At 66.7% G+C, this 19,982-nt stretch carries 16 protein-coding genes; 11 read left to right on the top strand and 5 right to left on the bottom strand.

Going from position 1 to position 19,982, the window contains the following annotated elements; all coding sequences use genetic code 11:
* Window positions 1-5: 5 nt before the first annotated feature.
* The 3 genes from MRBLWO12_RS19305 to MRBLWO12_RS19295 all read left to right on the top strand — a co-directional run bounded on the left by MRBLWO12_RS19305 (window position 6) and on the right by MRBLWO12_RS19295 (window position 2,478).
* A complete protein-coding gene (locus MRBLWO12_RS19305) occupies window positions 6-1,184 on the top strand; it encodes a sensor histidine kinase (protein ID WP_363558443.1) in 1,179 nt (392 codons plus the stop codon).
* Window positions 1,165-1,836 (top strand): response regulator transcription factor, encoded by a 672-nt coding sequence (locus MRBLWO12_RS19300; RefSeq protein ID WP_363558666.1) that lies wholly within the window; start codon window positions 1,165-1,167, stop codon window positions 1,834-1,836. Before MRBLWO12_RS19305 ends, MRBLWO12_RS19300 begins: the two co-directional genes overlap by 20 nt.
* A gap of 201 nt (window positions 1,837-2,037) precedes the next feature.
* A complete protein-coding gene (locus MRBLWO12_RS19295) occupies window positions 2,038-2,478 on the top strand; it encodes a hypothetical protein (protein ID WP_363558441.1) in 441 nt (146 codons plus the stop codon).
* 273 nt (window positions 2,479-2,751) lie between these two features.
* On the opposite strand, the gene MRBLWO12_RS19290 is transcribed toward MRBLWO12_RS19295, so the two are convergent.
* Complete coding sequence (locus MRBLWO12_RS19290; protein WP_363558439.1) at window positions 2,752-4,200, bottom strand: MFS transporter; 1,449 nt, start codon at window positions 4,198-4,200, stop codon at window positions 2,752-2,754.
* A 146-nt stretch (window positions 4,201-4,346) separates the two neighbouring features.
* On the opposite strand from MRBLWO12_RS19290, the gene MRBLWO12_RS19285 reads away from it, so the two are divergent.
* The 3 genes from MRBLWO12_RS19285 (at window position 4,347) to MRBLWO12_RS19275 (ending at window position 6,816) form a co-directional block, all read left to right on the top strand.
* A complete protein-coding gene (locus MRBLWO12_RS19285; RefSeq protein ID WP_363558437.1) occupies window positions 4,347-5,030 on the top strand; it encodes a TetR/AcrR family transcriptional regulator in 684 nt (227 codons plus the stop codon).
* A 137-nt stretch (window positions 5,031-5,167) separates the two neighbouring features.
* Complete coding sequence (locus MRBLWO12_RS19280; protein WP_247955618.1) at window positions 5,168-6,022, top strand: enoyl-CoA hydratase/isomerase family protein; 855 nt, start codon at window positions 5,168-5,170, stop codon at window positions 6,020-6,022.
* Between the two features lie 5 nt (window positions 6,023-6,027).
* Window positions 6,028-6,816 (top strand): alpha/beta fold hydrolase, encoded by a 789-nt coding sequence (locus MRBLWO12_RS19275; protein WP_363558435.1) that lies wholly within the window; start codon window positions 6,028-6,030, stop codon window positions 6,814-6,816.
* A gap of 10 nt (window positions 6,817-6,826) precedes the next feature.
* On the opposite strand, the gene MRBLWO12_RS19270 is transcribed toward MRBLWO12_RS19275, so the two are convergent.
* The 3 genes from MRBLWO12_RS19270 to MRBLWO12_RS19260 form a co-directional block, all read right to left on the bottom strand.
* The gene (locus MRBLWO12_RS19270; protein WP_363558433.1) at window positions 6,827-8,038 is read right to left on the bottom strand and encodes a metal-dependent hydrolase family protein; all 1,212 of its coding nucleotides are present in this window, start codon (window positions 8,036-8,038) and stop codon (window positions 6,827-6,829) included.
* A gap of 14 nt (window positions 8,039-8,052) precedes the next feature.
* Window positions 8,053-9,456, bottom strand: coding sequence for an L-serine ammonia-lyase (locus tag MRBLWO12_RS19265; RefSeq protein ID WP_363558431.1), 1,404 nt, complete (start codon window positions 9,454-9,456; stop codon window positions 8,053-8,055).
* Window positions 9,457-9,536: 80 nt separating this feature from the next.
* Window positions 9,537-10,562: an Lrp/AsnC family transcriptional regulator gene (locus MRBLWO12_RS19260; protein ID WP_363558429.1), complete on the bottom strand. Its 1,026-nt coding sequence runs from the start codon at window positions 10,560-10,562 to the stop codon at window positions 9,537-9,539.
* A gap of 78 nt (window positions 10,563-10,640) precedes the next feature.
* Between MRBLWO12_RS19260 and MRBLWO12_RS19255 the strand changes: the two genes are divergently transcribed.
* Together MRBLWO12_RS19255 and MRBLWO12_RS19250 are read left to right on the top strand one after the other, a co-directional pair.
* Complete coding sequence (locus MRBLWO12_RS19255; protein WP_363558427.1) at window positions 10,641-12,107, top strand: MFS transporter; 1,467 nt, start codon at window positions 10,641-10,643, stop codon at window positions 12,105-12,107.
* Between the two features lie 68 nt (window positions 12,108-12,175).
* Window positions 12,176-13,324 (top strand): amidohydrolase, encoded by a 1,149-nt coding sequence (locus MRBLWO12_RS19250; protein WP_363558425.1) that lies wholly within the window; start codon window positions 12,176-12,178, stop codon window positions 13,322-13,324.
* An 82-nt stretch (window positions 13,325-13,406) separates the two neighbouring features.
* Here the strand turns inward: MRBLWO12_RS19250 and MRBLWO12_RS19245 are convergent, their stop codons facing one another.
* Window positions 13,407-14,378, bottom strand: coding sequence for an IS481 family transposase (locus MRBLWO12_RS19245; RefSeq protein ID WP_363558423.1), 972 nt, complete (start codon window positions 14,376-14,378; stop codon window positions 13,407-13,409).
* 584 nt (window positions 14,379-14,962) lie between these two features.
* Here MRBLWO12_RS19245 and MRBLWO12_RS19240 point away from each other — a divergent pair.
* From MRBLWO12_RS19240 to hrpB, 3 genes are all read left to right on the top strand, one after another.
* Window positions 14,963-15,391: a MarR family winged helix-turn-helix transcriptional regulator gene (locus tag MRBLWO12_RS19240; RefSeq protein ID WP_363558421.1), complete on the top strand. Its 429-nt coding sequence runs from the start codon at window positions 14,963-14,965 to the stop codon at window positions 15,389-15,391.
* A gap of 210 nt (window positions 15,392-15,601) precedes the next feature.
* Window positions 15,602-17,209, top strand: coding sequence for an SPFH domain-containing protein (locus tag MRBLWO12_RS19235; RefSeq protein WP_363558419.1), 1,608 nt, complete (start codon window positions 15,602-15,604; stop codon window positions 17,207-17,209).
* Window positions 17,210-17,414: 205 nt separating this feature from the next.
* Window positions 17,415-19,967: an ATP-dependent helicase HrpB gene (hrpB, locus tag MRBLWO12_RS19230; RefSeq protein WP_363558417.1), complete on the top strand. Its 2,553-nt coding sequence runs from the start codon at window positions 17,415-17,417 to the stop codon at window positions 19,965-19,967.
* Window positions 19,968-19,982: the final 15 nt, after the last annotated feature.

Genomic DNA, 19,982 nt, shown 5'->3' with positions numbered 1-19,982 from the left:
TGAGCGTGACACGACGAGAGGGACTACGTGCCTTCGACGCTGCGCATCCTCTGGTTTGGGACGCTGCGCTCACCATCCTGATTGCCCTCGCATGTACGAGCGCCTCGGCGGGTCTGTCACCCGTCGGGGCGCCGTTCCTGTTCGCCGCCTGCGGCGCTGTCGCTTTTCGTCGCCGGGCTCCGTTTGTCGCTCTCGTCGTGGCAACCGCCGCGCTCACCATTGGCGGCGTGGCGAGTGCACTCATCGGGGAGCCTTCGCCATGGGGGTACCTCGCGATTTGGGTCCTCCTGTACCACGTAGGGCTAAGGCGGTCTGACGCGCTCGCGGCTAGCTCGGCGCTGATCGGCATCTTGGCTCTCGTCGCGTTCGCGGGCGCAGCCTCGCCCGGGATGCTCGCGCTCGGTGAACGGGGCGCGGCAATGCTGCCAGTTGTCGCGATGAGCGCGGCCGCGCTCCTTGCGGGAAGGCAGTTGCGCAGTACCCGGGAGGCGCAACAGCGGCGCCGCGCTGACGTCGCGCGAGAAGCCGCGGCAGAAGAACGGTCGCGGATCTCTCGTGAGATGCACGACCTCATCGGGCACGACCTATCTGTCATCGCGTCTTTGGCCGCGGGTGGACAGAACGTCTTGCGGTCGTCGCCAAACGAAGCGGAACGCGCCTTCGCCGCCATAGGCCAGGTGAGCCGGGCATCAGTCAGTCAACTACGGCAAGTCCTTCGGCTTCTGCGCTCAGGCGATAGTGATGCTCCCGCCCCACTGTCGCCTCAACCGGACCTCTCTCGCCTGAGCGCCTTGATCGACACGGTGCGAAGCGCAGGTCTCCAAATCGATGACGAACGTCGCGGCGACCTCCATAGGTTGCCGCGAGCTCACCAGTTGGCGGTGTATCGCATCATCCAGGAGGCGCTCACGAACTCGCTGCGTCACGGCGGAGAAGGCACCGCCGTCACGGTGCGTGTCGTCGTTAGCGCCCAAGAAGTGGTTGTATCAATCGCGGACCGCGGCGCCGTGCCTGGCGCAGGTCAACCCGCGGTGTCGACCGATGGCCACGGTCTCGTCGGCATGAGGGAACGTGTCGACGCGCTCGGGGGCGTGTTCCACACAGGTGCGACCGCCGCCGGCTGGCTGGTCAGCGCGGTGATCCCGAACGAGGGCGGTGAATTCGATGAAAGTACTTCTCGTTGATGACCAAGCGCTGCACCGGATGGGCATGCGGATGTTCCTCACCGGGCAAGACGGGCTCGAGGTCGTGGGTGAGGCGGTGGATGGTTCGGATGCGGTCCGCCAAGCGCTCCGTCTGCGTCCCGACATTGTCGTCATGGACGTACGGATGCCCGGTATGGATGGGATTGAGGCGACCAGACAGATCGTCGCGGATGTTCCCGAGGCCCGGGTGCTTCTCCTAACGACCTTCGATCTCGACGAGTATGTGATCGAGGGGCTGGAAGCCGGAGCGAGCGGATTCCTGACGAAAGACTCGGAGCCTGGCGATATCCTTTCGGCCATCCGCTCCGTAGCGGCAGGTGATGCCGTGATCGCACCGAGCGCGACCAGGCGCCTGCTCTCGCGCTTGGCGGGTGGGCTATCCCAACAGGAGCCACAGAACTTGTCAGCAAAAGCCGCCACTACGCGGCTGAGCGCCCGTGAGCATGAGATCTTCGTCGAGATCGCGCGCGGAGCTACGAACTCCGAGATCGCTGCGACGCTGCACCTCGCGGAATCGACCGTGAAGAGCAACGTAGGACGGATTTTCAACAAGATCGGCGCCCGCGACCGCGTCCAGGCGGTGATTCTGGCGTTTCACGCGGGGCTCGCACCTGGCTCCGCTAAGCACTAGCCCGCATCCTCGTCTCCGCCGCGAGTACGTGACCCATCCCAGAAAGGAACTATCCACATGCGATTCCGTTCTCGCGACAGGCAGAACGATATCCACGGTCGAGACCGCAAGCATCACCGAGATCGTCGCCAGCGAACAAATATCCCGGTAGGGCGGGCACGTGAATGGCTCTCGTCTTATGTGTACGGGAACATCACCGTTTTGAGCGCCGCCATCGCAGTGGGTCCCGAGCAGATTCGCCATGGGGCAGCAGTTGGTGCGGTGCTGGCCACCGGCTTTCTGACATTCCTTGCTCACGTACTCGCACACGTCGTCTCCCACGGTCTCGGGCAGGGTGTCGACGAATCGGAGCATCCAGCTAGTCGCGAGGTCGTGCGCGAGGTACTCGCGACGGCCCGCCCGATTGCGACGGCAGCACTGATCCCAGCCGCGCTTTACCTTGTGGCGTGGCTGGGATGGGTGCCACCTATATGGGTGCAGACATCCGCGATCCTCATCCTCGCCGTACGCATCGGGTTCGTCGGACTGTTCATGCAGCGGTTCAGTGGTGTGGCTCTCACGCTTAGGGCTCTCTGGGCTGGCGTGGCTCTGGCTTTTGTTGCTCTAGCAATAGGCATCGTGAAGGTGCTACTTACGCACTAGCTGCCGGTGAGATTCGTGAACGGATCTCACCCCATGTTTTGCTCCGAGTACTGCCACGCCGCCGACACCATCCGGGACGCCGCGATCGCCCAGCTGAGGTCGGAAAGCATCGTTCCCGGTCCTCGCCCCCTTTCGGTGACGAGGACCGGGTTGCGCAGCGCTTTTCTGTTCGGATCCCGGATAGATCGCGCCGTTCGCGTTGCCGACAGTTATGGATGCAACGCCGCGTCCCTAGAGCTGAATAGCGCCGCACGAAGAACTCGGGTGCTGGACTCAGTGAGAGCTGTCCGTCCGGGTCGTCCAGCGGATGTGTCGAGATAGCCCCAGGGCGATCGCGGTTGCGACAGCGAACGCGCCAAGCATCACAATGATGTACATGTTCACCCCGGCTGCCGACGGTCCCGAGCTGTCAGGAATCGTGGTGGCGCTCAGGATACTCCCGCCGACGATGTTCATCACGACAGACCCGACGCCGAGCATCACCTGCACGAGGGAGGCGACGACGCCCTGTCTCTCCTCCGGCACGAGCGTGGTCGCGAGGTTGAAGCCGGAGGTGACGAGCGCTCCGGCAGTTAGTCCGAGCAGGCCGGCGCAGATGGCCGCGGGTAGGAAGGACCCAGTGGACAAGAGGAGGCCGAAACCCGATCCCAGGCCGATGAAGGCACCGCCGGCGAGCGTGCGTGCAGGGCCGATGCGGGCGCCGAGCCAGCCGGCAAAGATTCCTCCGATCGCCGCGCCCAGTGCGGGGAGCGCGAACATGAGACCGAGTGAGCTCGATTCTCCTGCGAGACCGTAGCCGAGGCCGGCCTCGGGCGGCGTTTGTCCGATCAGGCCCATCAGCTGCAGCAGCGCTTGGTATGCCCCGGTGCCGAGCACGACGACCAAGAGCATCGCAACCATCGGCCGCGTCAGCCGGCGCAGATCGACCACAGGTTGTGGGGTGCGCAGTGCGGAGAACACCCAGGCCGTCAGAAGCGTGACGCCGATCAGAAGTATGACCACCAGTCCGGCGTTCGTCCATCCTGCGGTGGGCCCAAGGCTGATGTAGGCCAGAACACCTGCGAGACCCAACCCGAGCAGTATGGCGCCAAGCACATCGAGTCGACTGCGAGCATGAACGGGCGATTCGGGCAGGAACACGCGCACCGAGATCGCCGCTACGAACGCGAGGGTAGCGGACACGACGAACACCGCGCGGAAGTCGAATGCGTTGACGACCGCTTCGAAGAGGAAGGGCGACGCGATTCCAAGGATCGCCGAGCCGGAGGTGACGATACCGACGGACGTCATGCCGACCCGGGTGGGGAACATTTGTCGGATGTAAACGACGGTGATGAAGACCGAGCCCACCGCCGTGCCCTGGATGACACGACCGAGCAAAAAGATCCCGATGTTGGGGGCGACGAGGCAGATGAGAGCGCCGACACCGCCGGCGAGCAGCGCGAGCACGAGGACGCGGCGCTTGCCGTAGATATCGGCGCTTTTACCCAAGAGCGGTGCCCACATCGCCCCCGCCAGAACGGCGCTCGCGTTGAGCCAGGCGCTCTGATCCGTGCCGAAGAACTCGGCCATCTGCGGCAGCACGAGCAAGGGAGCGACGATCACGGTGTCGACAAGGGTGTTCGCGACGATGAGGATCGCGACCCACCAGACGAGGCGTCCGCTCCATCCGTCGTGTTCTCGTTCGTTGAGGCGTATCGCACTGGCGGGATTCTGTGTCATGGCTCACTCCGGGAGTAGGCGCGACAGGGCGTCGCGAATGTTCTGGACATTGTGGGAGTGCGATGTTGCCACCGGTAGGCGACGCAGGAAACAGTCGTACGAAGCCTGGTTGTTGAAGGAATGTTCGCTCGAGGAGCCGATGATGAATGAAACGACTAACATCGGCTGATGTCGCTCGGCGGCTGCAGCTCGCGGTTGCGCTGAGGGGCATCGGAAGACAAGGTGGCCTCATGACGGTTGATGACTTGCGTGCGCGGCGCCCCGGAGGGCGCACTCGACTTGTCACGGAGCGGTTGCGAGCGGCGGCGCTCGAGATCGTCGCCGAGAGCGGTATCGACGGTCTCCAATACGAGGAACTTGCTTCCCGCGCACAGGTCGGGCGCGCGACGGTCTATCGTCGATGGCCGAACCGCGACGATCTCTTCCGCGACGTACTTACACACTTCGCCGAGACAACTGTGCAGATCGAGAACACCGGCGATATCGTCCGTGACCTCACGACCTTCCTGCAATCCTTCGCCGAGGCGTCCATCACGCCTGCCGGTCGCGCGGTGCTCCAGATCCTCCTGCGCCGCACCGATGGGAACGATGGGCTTCACCATGTGGGAGTAGAACTCCTGGATCGCCGCACCGGCGAACTGCAGCGACGCCTCGACCGGGCGACAGAGGCTGGACAGCTGCCCCCCGCGGAGGCCCCCTTTGTCAATATGATGCTCATCGGTCCCGTGCAGTGGTTCGTCCTGCGCCGAGAGCGCCCTTTCCTCCCTGAGGATGCGCAGGCGATCGTGGAACTCGTCGTCGCCGGTTTGTGGCGCGACCACGTCGATTGAGCGTCTGAACCTTCGCGAACCTCGTCGAACGGGCCGGTTCCCAGCGATTTGCGCGATACCCAATCAACTCCCGGCTTATCGAGATACAGTGTCTCATTAACGGGCGGGGTTGGCTCGCTCCGACGAAGGGACTCACCATGGTTGACACCGCGAGCTTCGGTTGGGACGGTCACGTCGCGCCCACACCGTTGGAGGAGTATTCGAAGCGCTACGCCGATTTCTTCGAGATGCGTCGAGAGGATGGCATCCTCGAGCTGCGCCTCCACACCGACGGCGGCGAGTACGTGCACAACTGGGCAGCGCACAACGCGTGGAATCGGGTGTGGCAGGACGTCGGCAACGACCCCGAGAACCACGTTCTGATCATCACGGGAACCGGGGAAGCCTGGTTCCGGGGAGATCCCCGTCAGACCTGGCCCAAGCCGCTGGTCGACGAGACTCCGGACTACATCTTCCAGCAGACGATCGATGCGTGGAAGCTGATCGAGAACTTCGTGAACAACATCGACATCCCCACCATCGCGGTGGTGAACGGGCCGGGCATCCACACGGAGTTCGCGCTGATGTGCGACGTGACCCTCGCCGCCGAGGATGCAGACTTCATGGACCCGCATTTCATGGTCGGAACCTCGCCCGGCGACGGGCTTGCTCTCGCCCTGCAGCACTTGATGGGCACCAAGCGGGCAGCCTACGCCGTCTATGGCGGGACGAGCATCCCGGCCCGCAAGGCTCTGGAGTATGGTCTCGTCAGCGACGTGCTGCCTCGCGAGGACCTGCTCCCCAAGGCCTGGCAGCTCGCCCGCGACATCATGAAGCGGCCGCGGTTCGCGCGCTGGTCGACGCACAACATCCTGAACCGGCCGTGGCGCAAGCTCGTGACCGAGGACTTCGGGTTCCACTTCTCGCAGCAGTCGCTGGCCACGGTCGCGGCGAAGACGCTCATCCCCGACCCCGAGCTGGTCGCGGACGCGCGCGAGCGTAAGATCTGGTGATTTGGATGGCGGGGGCTAGGGAAGCTGTCATCCGGACTGGCGCGGGAGTCACGTCGTTCCGTGTCGACGGTGCCGGGCCCCCGCTGTTCCTCCTCCATGGGCTCCAGGTCGGGCAGGAATTGTTCGACGAGCTTCGGGTGCACCTGAGATCAGCGTTCACGGTCATCACTTACGATCAGCGAGATCGTGGTAACACCGAGTTCGAACCGTCGACGTACACGACCGATGATCTCGCCGATGATCTCGCTGCGCTTGTCCAGGCACTCGGATATCCGCGCGCGCACGTTCTGGGCACATCGTTCGGGGGGATGGTGGCACAGGCCTTCGCTCTCCGTCACGCAGACCTCTTGGGTGGGCTCGTGCTCGGCGCGACCTCTCAGGCCCCGTTCCGCGCCAAGCGCACCGCTGGCCCTGTCGCCGATCTGCTCCTCGCACTCGAGCGTGGCGACGAGGCGCGCGCCAGGGCCACCCTCGCACACCTGGTGCCTGCCGCGACCTCTGCCGCGCCGACGGACGGGGCGCCAGTACGAGCGGATCGTGGTGATCGGTTGATGCGACGTTTCGCTGCCACGCGCGGGTTCGATACACGCGGCCGACTGGACGAGATCGATGCCCGCACGCTGGTCATCCATGGACGTGAAGACGCCGCGGTGCCCATGGCGGATGCCCTGTCGATGGTCGACGAGATCCGTCGGGCGGATGCACTGGTGCTTGCCGGCTGCGGGCACGCGTGGGAGAACGAGCATCCTGCTCGTGCCGCGTCGGCCATCACGGCCTTCCTCGGCGCTGCGTGAGGCCTAACGGTTAGCGCACGCGTCGTCCGCCGAGGATGACGGATCGGATGCGCCCGCGCAGCCCGCGAAGATCGTCGACTTCGCCGTTCACGACGACGAGGTCGGCGATCTTTCCCGGTGCGAGCGCACCGAGGTCGTCCTGCCGCAGCAATGCTGCAGAGTTCGCCGTGGCTGCGCGCCACGCATCCGCCGGCGTCATCGCAGACGCCTGTGTCATCAGCAACAGTTCGTCGAGGTTGCTGTCGGAGGGGTGGCCGTACGGCGGCGAATCTGTACCCATGGCGACCTTGACGCCTGCGTCGACGGCTCGAGCGAAGCTCGCCCGGTGGGCGCCGACAGCCTCTCGGGCAAGGGCCTGACTTTCGGCGGGGATCGGCACGCCGCGGTCGGCGGCGTCCACGATCGCTTGGGTGGCGGACAGCGTCGGTACGAGCCACGCCCCAGTGCGGAGCAGGAGGTCGATCGCCTCGTCATCGAGGTGATACCCATGTTCGATCGACCGTGCTCCATGCCGCAAGGCGGCCTTGATCCCCTCCGTGCCCTGGGCGTGGGCGAAGAAGTATGTTCCCGCCGCGGCGACCTCTTCCGCAATCACGGCGAGCTCGTCATCGCGGAAGTGTGCGTGACGGGGATCGTCGCCCGTCGACATGACTCCACCGGTGGTCGCCACCTTGATTGCGTCGGCACCTGCGCGCAGGATTTCCCGCACGCCGCGGCGTACGTCATCCACTCCATCGCGGACCGAGCGCGGTCGTCCCGGGTGTGGCATCATCATCGCCATCGAGCGACTGCCGCCGGAGGGGAGATGCAGGTCGCCGTGACCGCCGGTCTGGGAAAGCATCACGATTGCGGTCTGCAGTCGTGGTCCTTCGATGAGGTTCTTCGCGATCGCGCGCTTCACGCCGGCATCAGCTCCGGCCGCGTCGCGCGCTGAGGTGATGCCCTGATCGAGGAGGAGCGAAAGATTGCGCACCGCCTCGTAATAGGGGAGGGAGAAGGGCTCCTGTTCGCTCCGGGCCACGTCAAAATCGCTCGCCATGATGTGGACATGGCAGTCGAAGAGTCCGGGGACGATGAAGGCTCCCGTGCAGTCGACCGCCTCATCGCCGTCAAGCCCTATCCCGACATCCACGATGCGGTCCCCGTGAATGGCCACATCGGCCTGCGCGGTCGTGACGCCGTCGAAGACGCGCCCTCCAGTGAAGACGGTACGTGTGCGCATGACTGCTGTTCCTCTCAACACTCGACAACGTTGACGGCGAGGCCGCCCAGCGCAGTCTCTTTGTACTTGTCGCTCATGTCCGCGCCGGTGTCGCGCATCGTCGCGATCACCTGGTCGAGCGAAACGCGGTGCTCTCCGTCGCCCCACAGCGCCATCCGTGCGGCATTGATGGCCTTCGATGCCGCGATCGCATTGCGTTCGATGCAGGGAACCTGCACCAGCCCGCCGATTGGGTCGCAGGTGAGGCCGAGGTTGTGCTCCATGGCGATCTCGGCGGCATTCTCCACCTGACGTGGCGTGCCGCCGAGAATCTCGGCCAGCCCCGCCGCGGCCATCGACGACGCCGACCCGACCTCGCCTTGGCATCCGACCTCGGCGCCGGAGATCGAGGCGTTCGTCTTATAGAGCGAGCCGACCGCGGCCGCAGTGAGCAGGAATCTCTCGATAACGTCCTCGCGCACCCCTTCGCCGTCGGACGCCGCGGCGGGGGTGTAGTGCAGGGCGTAGTACAGCACCGCCGGAACAATGCCTGCCGCGCCGTTCGTCGGTGCCGTCACCACGCGCCCACCGCTCGCGTTTTCCTCGTTGACGGCGAGTGCGATGAGGTTCACACGCTGCTGCCAGTGTTCGTGACCGTGATCGGGATCCTCCGCGGCCAGACGCGCCGCCCACGCACCCGCCCGCCGCCGAACCTTCAGGCCGCCGGGGAGCACGCCGTCGCGCCCGATCGATGACCGCACGCTCGACTCCATCACGTCCCAGATGTGACGCAGGCCCGCATGGATTTCATCGTCAGGCCGCCGAGCGCGCTCGTTCTCACGCATCACCTCGCTTACGGCGAGTCCTGTCTCCTCGCACCTGGCCAGGAGTTCTGCCCCGGAAGAAAACGGCAACGGGAGGACGTCTCCCGTTGCCGACGCCGAGCCCGGCTCCTCGCCTTCGCGGACGATGAACCCGCCACCCACCGAGAAGTAGGTTTCTGTCGCGAGCGCAGTACCGGTCGCATCGACCGCGGTGAACGACAACGCATTGGTGTGGCGGGGGTGAACAGTCAAGGGGCGGAGGACGAAGTCTTCGACTGCGCAAGGAACGGGATGCTGTCCGCCGAGCGCGACAGTTCCGGTACGTGTAATTTCGTCGAGCCGTGCCGCGACCTCGTCGGGGGTGATCTCGTCGGAGCGCGCTCCCGTCAGCCCCAGCAGCACGGCGGTGAAGGTGCCGTGCCCGGCGCCAGTTGCGGCAAGTGAGCCAAAGATATCGACGCGCACTGTCGACACGCGCGGGAGCAGGTCGCGGACCTCGAGCGACGCGGCGAAGTCGGCGGCGGCCTTCATCGGGCCGACGGTGTGTGAACTCGAGGGCCCGATCCCGACCGTGAAGAGGTCGAAGACTCCGACAGTCGGCTGCGTATGCGTCATACGACATACGCTAGGCAGCTGGTACGGCAGCCGCCTTGATTAGAGGCTTCCCTGCGAAACCGATGATTCTCACGCAGTATCTAGATCAGCATGGGAATCATGGTGTTAGTTGCAAGCCCCCCGGCACCGAGGTAGCGGCCCTCTTTCTTGAGGCTCTGCAAGACCACCGATCGGTCGGCGATCGACACACCAGGCACCCCTTCCTCGATTGCCGCCTCGAGTCGTTGCACATCGGCGAGTGCGCGCATCCACACCGACAGCACCAGGTTGTACGGGCCGATCGTCGATGCCGCCATGCGTACTTCTCCGAGCCTCGTCATGGCAGAGCCCACGCGCTCGGCGACGCCCGCCGGGACCCGTAGGAAGTACCACGCGTGCACCGGCCAGCCGGAGTGAGCGCGAGCAACTTCGGTGCGAACCACCAGGCGCCCCTGTGTGCTGAGGGTAGTGAGCGCTTCGCGTACGCGTCGTTGCCCGACCCCTAGCTCTCTAGCAATGTTCGTCACTGTGGCGCGCCCGTCCTGCCCGAGCGCGTGCAGGAGGGCGTTTTCCAGTTGCGGGTCGACCTCGCCTCGCGCGGCGGTCGGCACATCGAGGGTGCGCTCGACGGCGGACGTCTCATCGGTTGACAGGGAACGCAGCCGCCATTGCCCGGCGTCTGTGAACGGGGAGGACAGGAGCAATGTGCGTGTCGCGCGCACGCCCGAGAGCCGACGCATCCTCCCCATGATGTATTCGCTCAGCGAGTCGAGATCGCTCGCGCCCACGATGGCCAGCAGGTCTCGCCCTCCTGCGGTGTGGTCGATCGTGAAGGCCTCGGGGTCGGCGGCGAGGGAGTGTGCGATCTCGAGAGTGGCGCCGGGTTCGGCTTCAATTTCGAGGATCGCTGACGGCCCCCGTGTTCCGGGGCCTGGATGGCCGGCCACCCAGGCGAGTCCGTGGTCGGACAGTCGTTCCCAGCGGCGGGCCAACGTTACCGAGTCGACGCCGATGATGGGCGCGAGGGAAGCCCATCGGGCGCGGGGGTTGATCTGCAGTGCTTGGATCAGTCTCTTATCGGTCTCGTCGAGACTCGCTAACTGCGTAGAACGGTCAACCTTGTTCATAAAGCTGCATTCTACGCGCCTTCCTCGTACTCGTGGGTGAACATAACCCATCGCATCGGATCGACAAAGGAGCAATTCGTGTCGCAGAGTCTCGTTCGTGGGCGCCCGGCAATAGGTGTCGTCGGGTTTCTCGTCGTCATGGAATTTGGCAGCGGCGCGCTGCAGGGTTGGTTCTCGCCCTTGCTCGCTGCGATCGGCCAGCAGTTCGGGGTCGGCGCCGGTGCACTGAACTGGGTGAGCGCGATGTACATGCTCATGACCGTCGCCTGCGTTCCCATCCTGGCCAAACTCGGCGATATGTTCGGGCATAAGCGGTTGTTGGTCATTGCAACGGGGCTCGTTGCCGTGGGATCTATCGTCGTTGCCTTCGCACCCACATTCGAGGTATTCCTCCTCGGGCGAGCGCTACAGGCACCGCTGGCGGCCTTCCTACCCCTGGAGTTCGCGATCGTCCGCGCCAGAGACGAGCGATCAGCGAGCCGAAGTATCGGAGTGCTCGTCGGCGCGCTCACCCTCGGCGCCGCGATCGGCTCCCTCATGTCCGGCCTGCTCTTCGGCGCGACCGGCGAGCTCGCAATCGTGCTGTTGGTCCCCGCGGTGTTCATCGCCCTGTGCGTACCTGTTGTCGTGTTCCTCGTGCCCGAGACCACTGTGCGAAAGCGCGGGCGCGTCGACATCGTCGGAGCCGTCCTGCTGACTATTGGGCTGCTCGCGATACTGACAGGAGTGTCGAACGCCAGCACCTGGGGATGGGGAGACGCGCGTACCCTCGCCCTGACCCTCGGTGGCACGGCGGTACTGGCGCTCTGGGTCGTCGTGGAACGCCGGATCACCGATCCTCTGGTCGATCTCACGATGCTCACGCACGGTGGCATCGGACTGCCGATCATCGCCTCGCTGCTCTTCGGCGCTCAGACCTACGGCGGTCAAACAGCGAGCTTCCTCTGGCTCCTCGGCGACAGCGAGCGCGACGGCTACGGCCTCGGCATCCCACCCGCCGCCGCCGGTGCGATCATCGTGCTCTATGCGCTGGCCGCCTTTGCCGGCACGCTCCTCGGGGATCGGCTCGTGCGACGGATCTCCGCCCACCGCGCAATCGCTCTCGCTGGAGCGACAGCTGCCGTGAGCTTCGCTCTCATGATTGTCTTTGCCGGAGCGGCCGCGCTGTTTATCGCGTCAATGGCACTCGGAGGCGTCTCCGCGGGTGTCCTACTTGCGGTTCTTCCCGCGGTCGTGGTTCGCAACGCTCCTGCGGACTCCGTGGGAATCGCCTCAGCACTCTTCAACACCGCGCGCACTGCAGCAGGAGCAGCTGCCGGGGCGGTGTTCGCCCTCGTAATGACGCTATTCGTTGCTACAGCTTCCGATAGTGGGGCGACCGTCCCCCGCTCCACCCCCACATCGTTCGTCGCGGTTTGGGCGATCTGCCTGGTGATCTCGCTCGCTCTTGCAGTTATCGGGCTGCGTGTCCGGGTCGCCCGCTCCGCAGACCCGATCGACGACGCTTCCCACTCACACACCCCCGAACCGATTGAAGAACGATGACAGCTCTCCCATCTCTCTCTTTGCCCGCCGCGATTTCCGACGTGCGGAGCACGGTGATCGCCTCCCGCATGAGTTGGGAAGCAGACGTTCTGGCGCTGAGTGCGCAGATCCACGCACATCCGGAGCTCGCTTTCGCTGAACACCGGGCAGCCTCGGTGGTGGCTGAGACGATGCGTGCAGCCGGGTTCGAGGTTTGGGAGGGTGCGTTCGGTCTCGACACCGCCGTGGAGGCCACGATCGGACAGGGAGATATCACCGTCGCGATCTGCGCGGAGTACGACGCACTCCCCGGCATGGGCCACGCCTGTGGTCACAACATCATCGCCGCCGCCGGCGTCGGTGCAGCCATTGCGCTGGCGGATGTCGTTGACGACCTCGGCATCCGCGTGAAGCTACTCGGAACGCCGGCGGAGGAGCACGGCGGGGGAAAGATCCTCATGCTGGACGCTGGCGCGTGGGATGACGTCGACTTCTCCCTTATGGTGCACGGAGGGCCCGGCGACGATCTGCGCTGTGCCGACTTGCGCACGCAGGCCGTCGCCCGATTCGACGTGTCCTTCCAGGGGCAGGCCGGTCATGCGGGGGGCCCGAGCCCCGATGGGATGAACGCGGCGAACGCGGCGACAATCGGACTCGTCGCGCTGGGCCTTCTCCGCCAGCACCTCCCCGACGGAGTCCGTGCAAATGCCTTCATTGACCACGGCGGTGAGGCAACGAACATCATCCCATCGTCGACGCGAGTGCGAGCCGAGGTGCGCGCGGACACACTCGACGCGCTCGAGAGCACGCAGCGCAGGATCCTTGCCTGCTTCGAGGGTGGGGCGACCGCGACTGGGTGCTCATGGGCGTGGGAACATGCCGAACCCACCTATGCCGAACTAGTGCAGAACCCGGTGCTGGCCGAGGCCTGGGACCGCAATATCGCCTCGCTCGGGCGCACGCCGCACCCCTACGCGGCCTCGCCGGGAGGGTCGACCGACATGGGCAATGTGTCGCACGTCGTTCCATCCATCCATCCGCTCATCGCGATCGAAGGATGCTCCTCTGCTCCGCACACCCCTGAGTTCGCCGGTGACGCGATCGGCGATGCAGCCGACGCCGCAATCGTTGACGGCGCACTCGCGATGGCACTCACCGCTGTCGATGTCGTGGCGCTTCTACAGGCGGGGCACCAGCTGACCAGCTCCAACGCGTCCTCCGCGGCACCGAACCGATGATCCGCAGCCACAACCCCGCGAGACGGCGCGGCCGGCAGACGGGCTGCGCGGCTGTCTGTAGACACCGCCGAGCCGCTGGCAGCTAGGTGTATTGACCTCGACCGTTGTTGATTCGGTCGATGGGGGTTTTGCCGTCGATGCCGAGGTGGGCTCTGTCTAGGTTGTAGTAGTCGAGCCAGATGGGCAAGGCAGCTGTGCGTTCGGCGTTCGAGGTATAGGCGCGGGCGTAGGCCCATTCGGTGGCGAGGGTGCGGTTGAGTCTTTCGACTTTCCCATTGGTCCAGGGGCAGTGCGGTTTGATGAACTTCTGGGTGATGCCGTGGGCGTCGAGGACCGCGCGGAACGCGGCCGAGTGCCGGTAGGCGAAGGCGTTGTCGCTGATGACCCGCTCGACGGTGACGCCGAGGGCGGCATAGAACGCAATTGCGCGTTCGAGGACTCCGGCTGCGGTGGTGCCCTTCTCGTCGTCGTGGATCTCGGCGTAAGCGAGGCGGGAGTGGTCATCGATCACGGCATGGATGTAGTCGTAGCCGATCCCACGGCTGCGGACTTTCTCGCTGCGGCCGTGCGCGCGCCATCCGCCTCCGTCTGGGATGCGTCCGAGCTTCTTCACGTCAATATGGATCAACGAGCCGGGATGGTCGTGCTCGTAACGGCGGGCGGAACGCCGCACTGCGCGGATCACGGTCCCGGTGACCGGGTCCGTCTCTCGCAACAGCGGGGTGTGGTGTCGGACCAATACCCGTCCGACGGTCGAGGAATGCATCCCCAGCTTCGCCGCGATGAACACCGGACCGCGACGGGTGAGATGTCGCATGATCCGCACCCGTGTCTCCCGACACGGGCCCGTCCGAGCGGGATGCGACCTGGCGACACTGGACCGGTCAATCAGACCCGCCCGCCCTTCCTCCCGGAACCTGCGCCACCACCGCCACGCGGTCGTGCGGGAGACCCCCATCTCCGCCGCCACATGCGCGACCGCACGCCCGGACTGGATGCGCTGGACCATGATCAATCTGCCGGCCGGAGCCAACCGGGCATTAGCGTGGGACATGAGAGACCTTCGTGTGATCGAACCGGAACCTAGACAGCTCCCACTCGACACCGAAGGTCTCTCCTACGTCAACAATGATCCGGGTCAGTACAGCTAGGACCGGGAGAGAGTACCCAACCTTCGTCCCCGGGGGACCCACGACCCGCGAGGGCGGGCTAGAGACAAACCCATGGCTGAGTGGTCTCGGCATCCGCCCTCGCGTCTGTTCCCCCAAGGCCGTCAGCGTCATCGCGGACACCGTGGCGCGGGTGCCAACTTGACGTGAAAGCTACTCCGCTGTCGGGCGCGGCACCGACACCCGCCGCTTAGCGACAACTCCGATGAAAATCTGCAACTCCGGTAAGACGATCTGCAGGTAGGTGAGATTTCGGCAGATCCGGCGAGACAGGACAAACAGGACAGGTCCGAAAACTTCCGTGATCAAACCGTTGCATTCGTTATCTCGCCGTTATACAGTGATCACACGGTGAATGTTTGCTGTGGCACTCACCGCATGTGATTGCAGGACACTCTTGGTGCAAGGGACAAGGGCCGGTCGGGAGCCTCTCCGACCGGCCCTTTACTGTTCGCACTATTCTGTGAGGATGACCGATCGCAAGCTCGCCCTGGAGGCCTGGGAGAGCCTGTTCCGGGCGCAGCACGAGCTCTTCACCGAGATGATGGCGGACTTCGAGCACGGCGACCTCGCTCAGGCCGAGTACGACGTGCTGCTCACCGTCACTCGCTCCCCCGACATGACCGCGCGGCTGCGCGACGTCACCTCGAACATGCTGATCAGTCAGCCGAGCGTCTCGCGGCTCGTCGATCGCATGGTCACGCGCGGACTCGTGTCGAAGTGCGCCGACCCCGACGACGGCCGCGGCTCCCTGATCCGGGCCACGGAGGCCGGCGCGAGGGCGTTCCGTTCACTCGCCACCGTGCACGGGCGCTCCATCGCCGAACGGATGTCGACCCTCGGCGACGACGAACTGCGCACGCTGCGCGACCTCGCCGAGAAGCTCCGCAAGGGCTGAACCGGCGCCGCGTCGCACCGTCGCCCACGCCTCGGGAGGAGTCATCCCCGTCGGGCGGATGATCCGGCGTGAAGTCCCCGGCCGAGAACGAGTTCTCCTCCCCAGCGCCTCCCCGGAACGGCAGAAGTACTTTTCTGACAGGGTGGAGTGAAGGCGCGCACCACGGCGCGCTCGAGACCGCCCCCTCGGGGGGAACCAGGGAGGTCATTCATGGAGATCGCCGGAGCAGTCGGCATCCTCATCATCGTCGGCATCGCGATCGTCGCCGCCGTCGTCATCTTGCTCATCCTGCTGCTGTTCGCACGCAGCTGGATCAAGGTGGCCCGCGCCGACGAGGCGCTCGTCATCTCGGGACGCAAGCAGAAGGTGCAACGCGCAGTCGTCGCCACCGACGGATCGAGCACGTCCGAGATGTCGGAGTCGCCCGTCACTGTCATCGTGAACGGCAAGTCGCTCGTCAACCCGATCACGCAGCGCCACGAGATCATCTCGCTGCGCTCGCGCCAGGTCTCCCTGAACGCCGAGGCGCAGTCTCTCGACAGCGTCACCCTGAACGTCGACGGTGTCGCGATCGTGAAGATCGGTTCCGACCCCATCCTGGTCCGCCGGGCGGCGGAGCGATTCGCCTCGCAGGACAAGGCCATCGAGCAGTTCACCACCGAGCAGCTGGAAGGTGCCCTCCGCGGCATCGTCGCGACGCTCTCGGTCGTCGAGCTGATGCGTGAGCGCAAGAAGTTCTCCGACCAGATCGCCGCCGACGTCTCTCAGGAGCTCGCCGAGCAGGGTCTGATCCTCGACTCGTTCCAGATCAAGGGCATCACCGACAAGGTCGGCTACATCCAGTCGCTCGGTGCTCCCGAGATCCAGGCGAAGCGTCAGTCCGCGGAGATCTCGCAGACCAACGCCGACCGTGCGATCAACCAGAAGAACATCGCCAACAAGGAAGCCAACCTGATCGAGCAGACCGCGCTCGACACCAACACCGCGAACTCGAACGCCGGCATCGGCCGGGCACGCGCCGAAGCCGAGCAGGCCGAGAACCTCGCCCGCGAGCAGGCGCAGCAGGCCGTGCTGCAGCAGCAGGCCGAGAACCGCCAGGCCCAGCTCGACGCCGATGTCAAGCGCGTCGCCGATGCGCAGCGGTACGAAGCGGAGACGCGCGCGCAGGCCGAGCTGTACACCCGCGAACGTGCGGCCGAGGCCGCCGCGATCGAGCAGGTCAAGCAGGCAGAGGCACGCACCCGTATCGCCGAGCAGCAGGCACAGGCCGACAAGGCCCGCGCCGACGGTGAAGCTGCCGCGGCTGTCGCCAAGGCACAGGGTGAGGCAGACGCACTGCGCTCCCAGGCTGAAGCCGAAGCCGAAGCGCGCCGACTGCGCGCCAACGCCGAGGCCGACGCGATCCGCGCCGAGGGTGACGCGCGAGCGGCCGCCCTCGAGGCGGAGGCGAAGGCCATCGCGTCGAACCAGGATGCCTTCCTGTCGCAGCGAGTGCTCGAGGTGCTGCCGTCGATCATGGCGGAGTTCTCGAAGGGCTACGCGGCGATCGGCAACGTGTCGATCATCGGAGGTTCGGGGGACGACGGCGCATCGCAGGTCGTCGGCGCCGACAGCGCGATCGCGATGCGGTCGGTGTTCGACAGCGTGCACTCGGCCACAGGGCTCGACCTCGCCGGAATCATCCAGGGTCAGGCCGTCGGCCGCGGCATCGGCGAGGGTGTGGCTACGGCCAGCGCTCCCGCGCCTGCACAGACGCGGGTTCCGAAGCCGACCACTCCTCCCCCGCCGCCCGCCGCACCGGCGGCTGACGCAGAGTAGTCCCCGGTCACCACAGAACAGCGGATGCCGCGGCCGATTCCGGTCGCGGCATCCGCTGTCTTCTTACGGGCCGCTCCGGCTGCCGTCCACAACTCAGGAGAGTCTTCGCCGTCGGCCGGCCGGGACGCCGGATCCGACCGGACCGGACGCAACCGTCCTGAGTTGTGGACGACCCCGGATGCCGCCGACCGGGCAGACTGGGACGATGACGTCCGCCGCCTTCGACCTCGCCACCATCGGCGCAGGTCTCTCGTTCGCGGCCGCGCTCGACGAGCTCACCCGGACGCTCGACACGAGCACGTCAGCGGTGGTGAGTGCCCCGCCAGGCACCGGCAAGACCACGCTCGTGCCGCCACTGCTCGCGTCGCGCTCGACCGGCCGCGTCATCGTCACCCAACCGCGACGGGTCGCCGCCCGCGCAGCCGCGCGCCGTCTCGCACAGCTCGACGGTTCGCCGCTCGGCACTCGCGTGGGGTTCACCGTCCGCGGCGAGCGCGCGGTCGCGAAGGAGACGCGAATCGAGTTCGTCACGGCCGGCGTGCTGCTGCGACGGCTGCTGGACGACCCAGGACTCCAGGGTGTGGATGCCGTGATCATCGACGAGGTGCACGAGCGCGCGCTCGAGACCGACCTCCTGATCGGCCTGCTCTCGGAGGTGCGCGAGCTGCGCGACGACCTGGCGCTCATCGCCATGTCGGCGACCCTCGATGCCGCGCGTATCGCCACTGTCCTCGGTACGGATGGCCGGCCCGCTCCGATCGTCGACCACGATGTGCCCGCCTTCCCGCTCACCGAGCGCTGGGCTCCGAGTCCGGCTCCGCGTCTCGACGAACGCGGAGTCACCTGGGCGTTCCTGGATCACGTCGCGCGGACCACCGCCTCCGCTGCCAGGGAGCTGCGCGGCGACGATCCGACGGCCGACGTGCTGGTCTTCGCGCCGGGCGCCCGCGAGGTGTCCGAGATCGCCCGCCGCATCCGCGACGCGACCGACGCCTTCGATGTGCGGGAGCTGCACGGTCGGATGCCCGCAGCCGAGCAGGACGCCGTGATCCGCGGCCGCCGTCCGGACGAGGCGGCCCGCATCATCATCACGACCTCGCTCGCGGAGTCCTCGCTCACCGTGCCGGGCGTGCGGCTGGTGGTCGACACGTGTCTGGCCCGTGCTCCTCAGCGCGATACGGCGCGCGGGATGACGGGGCTCGTCACCACCGCAGCCTCCCGCTCATCGTGTGTGCAGCGCGCCGGCCGCGGCACCCGCCAGGGACCGGGAACCGTCGTCCGCTGCGTCGACGAGCGCACGTACGCCGCTGCCCCCGCCCGTCCGACGCCGGAGATCGCCTCGACCGACCTCGCTGACGCGGCCCTGCTGCTCGCCTGCTGGGGTGCGCCGGGCGGGACCGGACTACGGCTGATCGACCCGCTGCCCACCGACAGCCTGGCCGCTGCCGTCACGGTGCTGCGCGCACTCGGCGCGATCGACGATGAGGGCCGCGCCACCGACGAAGGCCGCGCCCTGGCTCGCATCCCGACAGACCCTCGACTCGCGCGCGCTCTGCGGGACGGCAGCCCGGTGGTGGGCGCTCGGCTCGCCGCCGAGGTCGTCGCACTGCTGGGCGGTGATCTGCGCACCGCGGACTCGGATGTCGCGCAGGCACTCATCGCACTACGCGGCGGGCGGACGCCGGAAGCCCGTCGGTGGCGCAGCGACGCGGATCGTCTCGAGCGCCTGATCTCGGCGACGCCGGGTGCGCGCTCCGACCTCGACGGTGTCGGCCTCGTGATCGCGCTGGCCTTCCCCGAGCGCGTCGCGCGCCGCGCGGACCACAACGCCAGCGGGTCGACGTTCCTGTTGGCGTCGGGGACCCGCGCCGGGGTGACCGGTCCGCTCGCGGCGGTCGAGTGGCTGGCCATCGCCGACGTCGCCCGTGCCTCCGGACGTGCGGCGGCCGGGTCCGGGGCGATCATCCGGTCGGCCGCCGTGCTCACCGAGGAGCAGATGGAACAGGCCGCCGGCCATCTGCTCACCGACCGCGTCGAGGCGGAGTTCGTCGGAGGCCGAGTGCAGGCGCGTCGTGAGCGCCGCGTGGGAGCGATACTGCGTTCCTCGGCACCGGTGCGCGCCTCGGCCGAAGAGGGGCGCGATGCCGTGCGCCGCACGCTGCAGCGCGAGGGGCTGGGCATTTTCACCTGGTCGACGCCGGCCGCCGAGCTGCGGTGCCGTCTGGCACTGCTGCATCGCGAGCTGGGGCCACCGTGGCCGGATGTCTCGGACGCCGGGCTCCTCGCCGCCCTCGACGCCTGGCTCGCGCCGGAGCTCGATGCTCTGGCGGGCGGCACCCCTGCCGCACGACTGGATCTGACATCGGCGCTGCGCCGGCTCCTGCCGTGGCCGGAGGCCGCGCGCCTCGATGAGCTCGTGCCCGAGCGTCTGGAAGTGCCCAGCGGGTCCCGCATCCGCATCTCATACCCGGCGCTCGACGACGCCGACGCCCGCCCCGTGGTCGCGGTGAAACTGCAGGAGTGTTTCGGCTGGGCCGAGACTCCCCGGCTGATCGACGGCCGTGTACCGGTGCTCTTCCACCTGCTCTCCCCCGCCGGACGCCCGCTCGCGGTCACCGACGACCTCACCTCGTTCTGGTCGGGTCCGTACGCCCAGGTACGCGCCGAGATGCGCGGGCGGTATCCGAAGCATCCGTGGCCCGAGGATCCCTGGGCCACGGCCCCGACCAGGCATACCAAGAACCGCTCCGCCCGCTGAGAGTGGCCCCAGTCG

Source organism: Microbacterium sp. LWO12-1.2, from assembly GCF_040675875.1.
GTDB lineage: Bacteria > Actinomycetota > Actinomycetes > Actinomycetales > Microbacteriaceae > Microbacterium.
The sequence above is the reverse complement of the archived record's forward strand: the minus strand, read 5'-3'. Positions and strand labels throughout refer to the sequence as shown.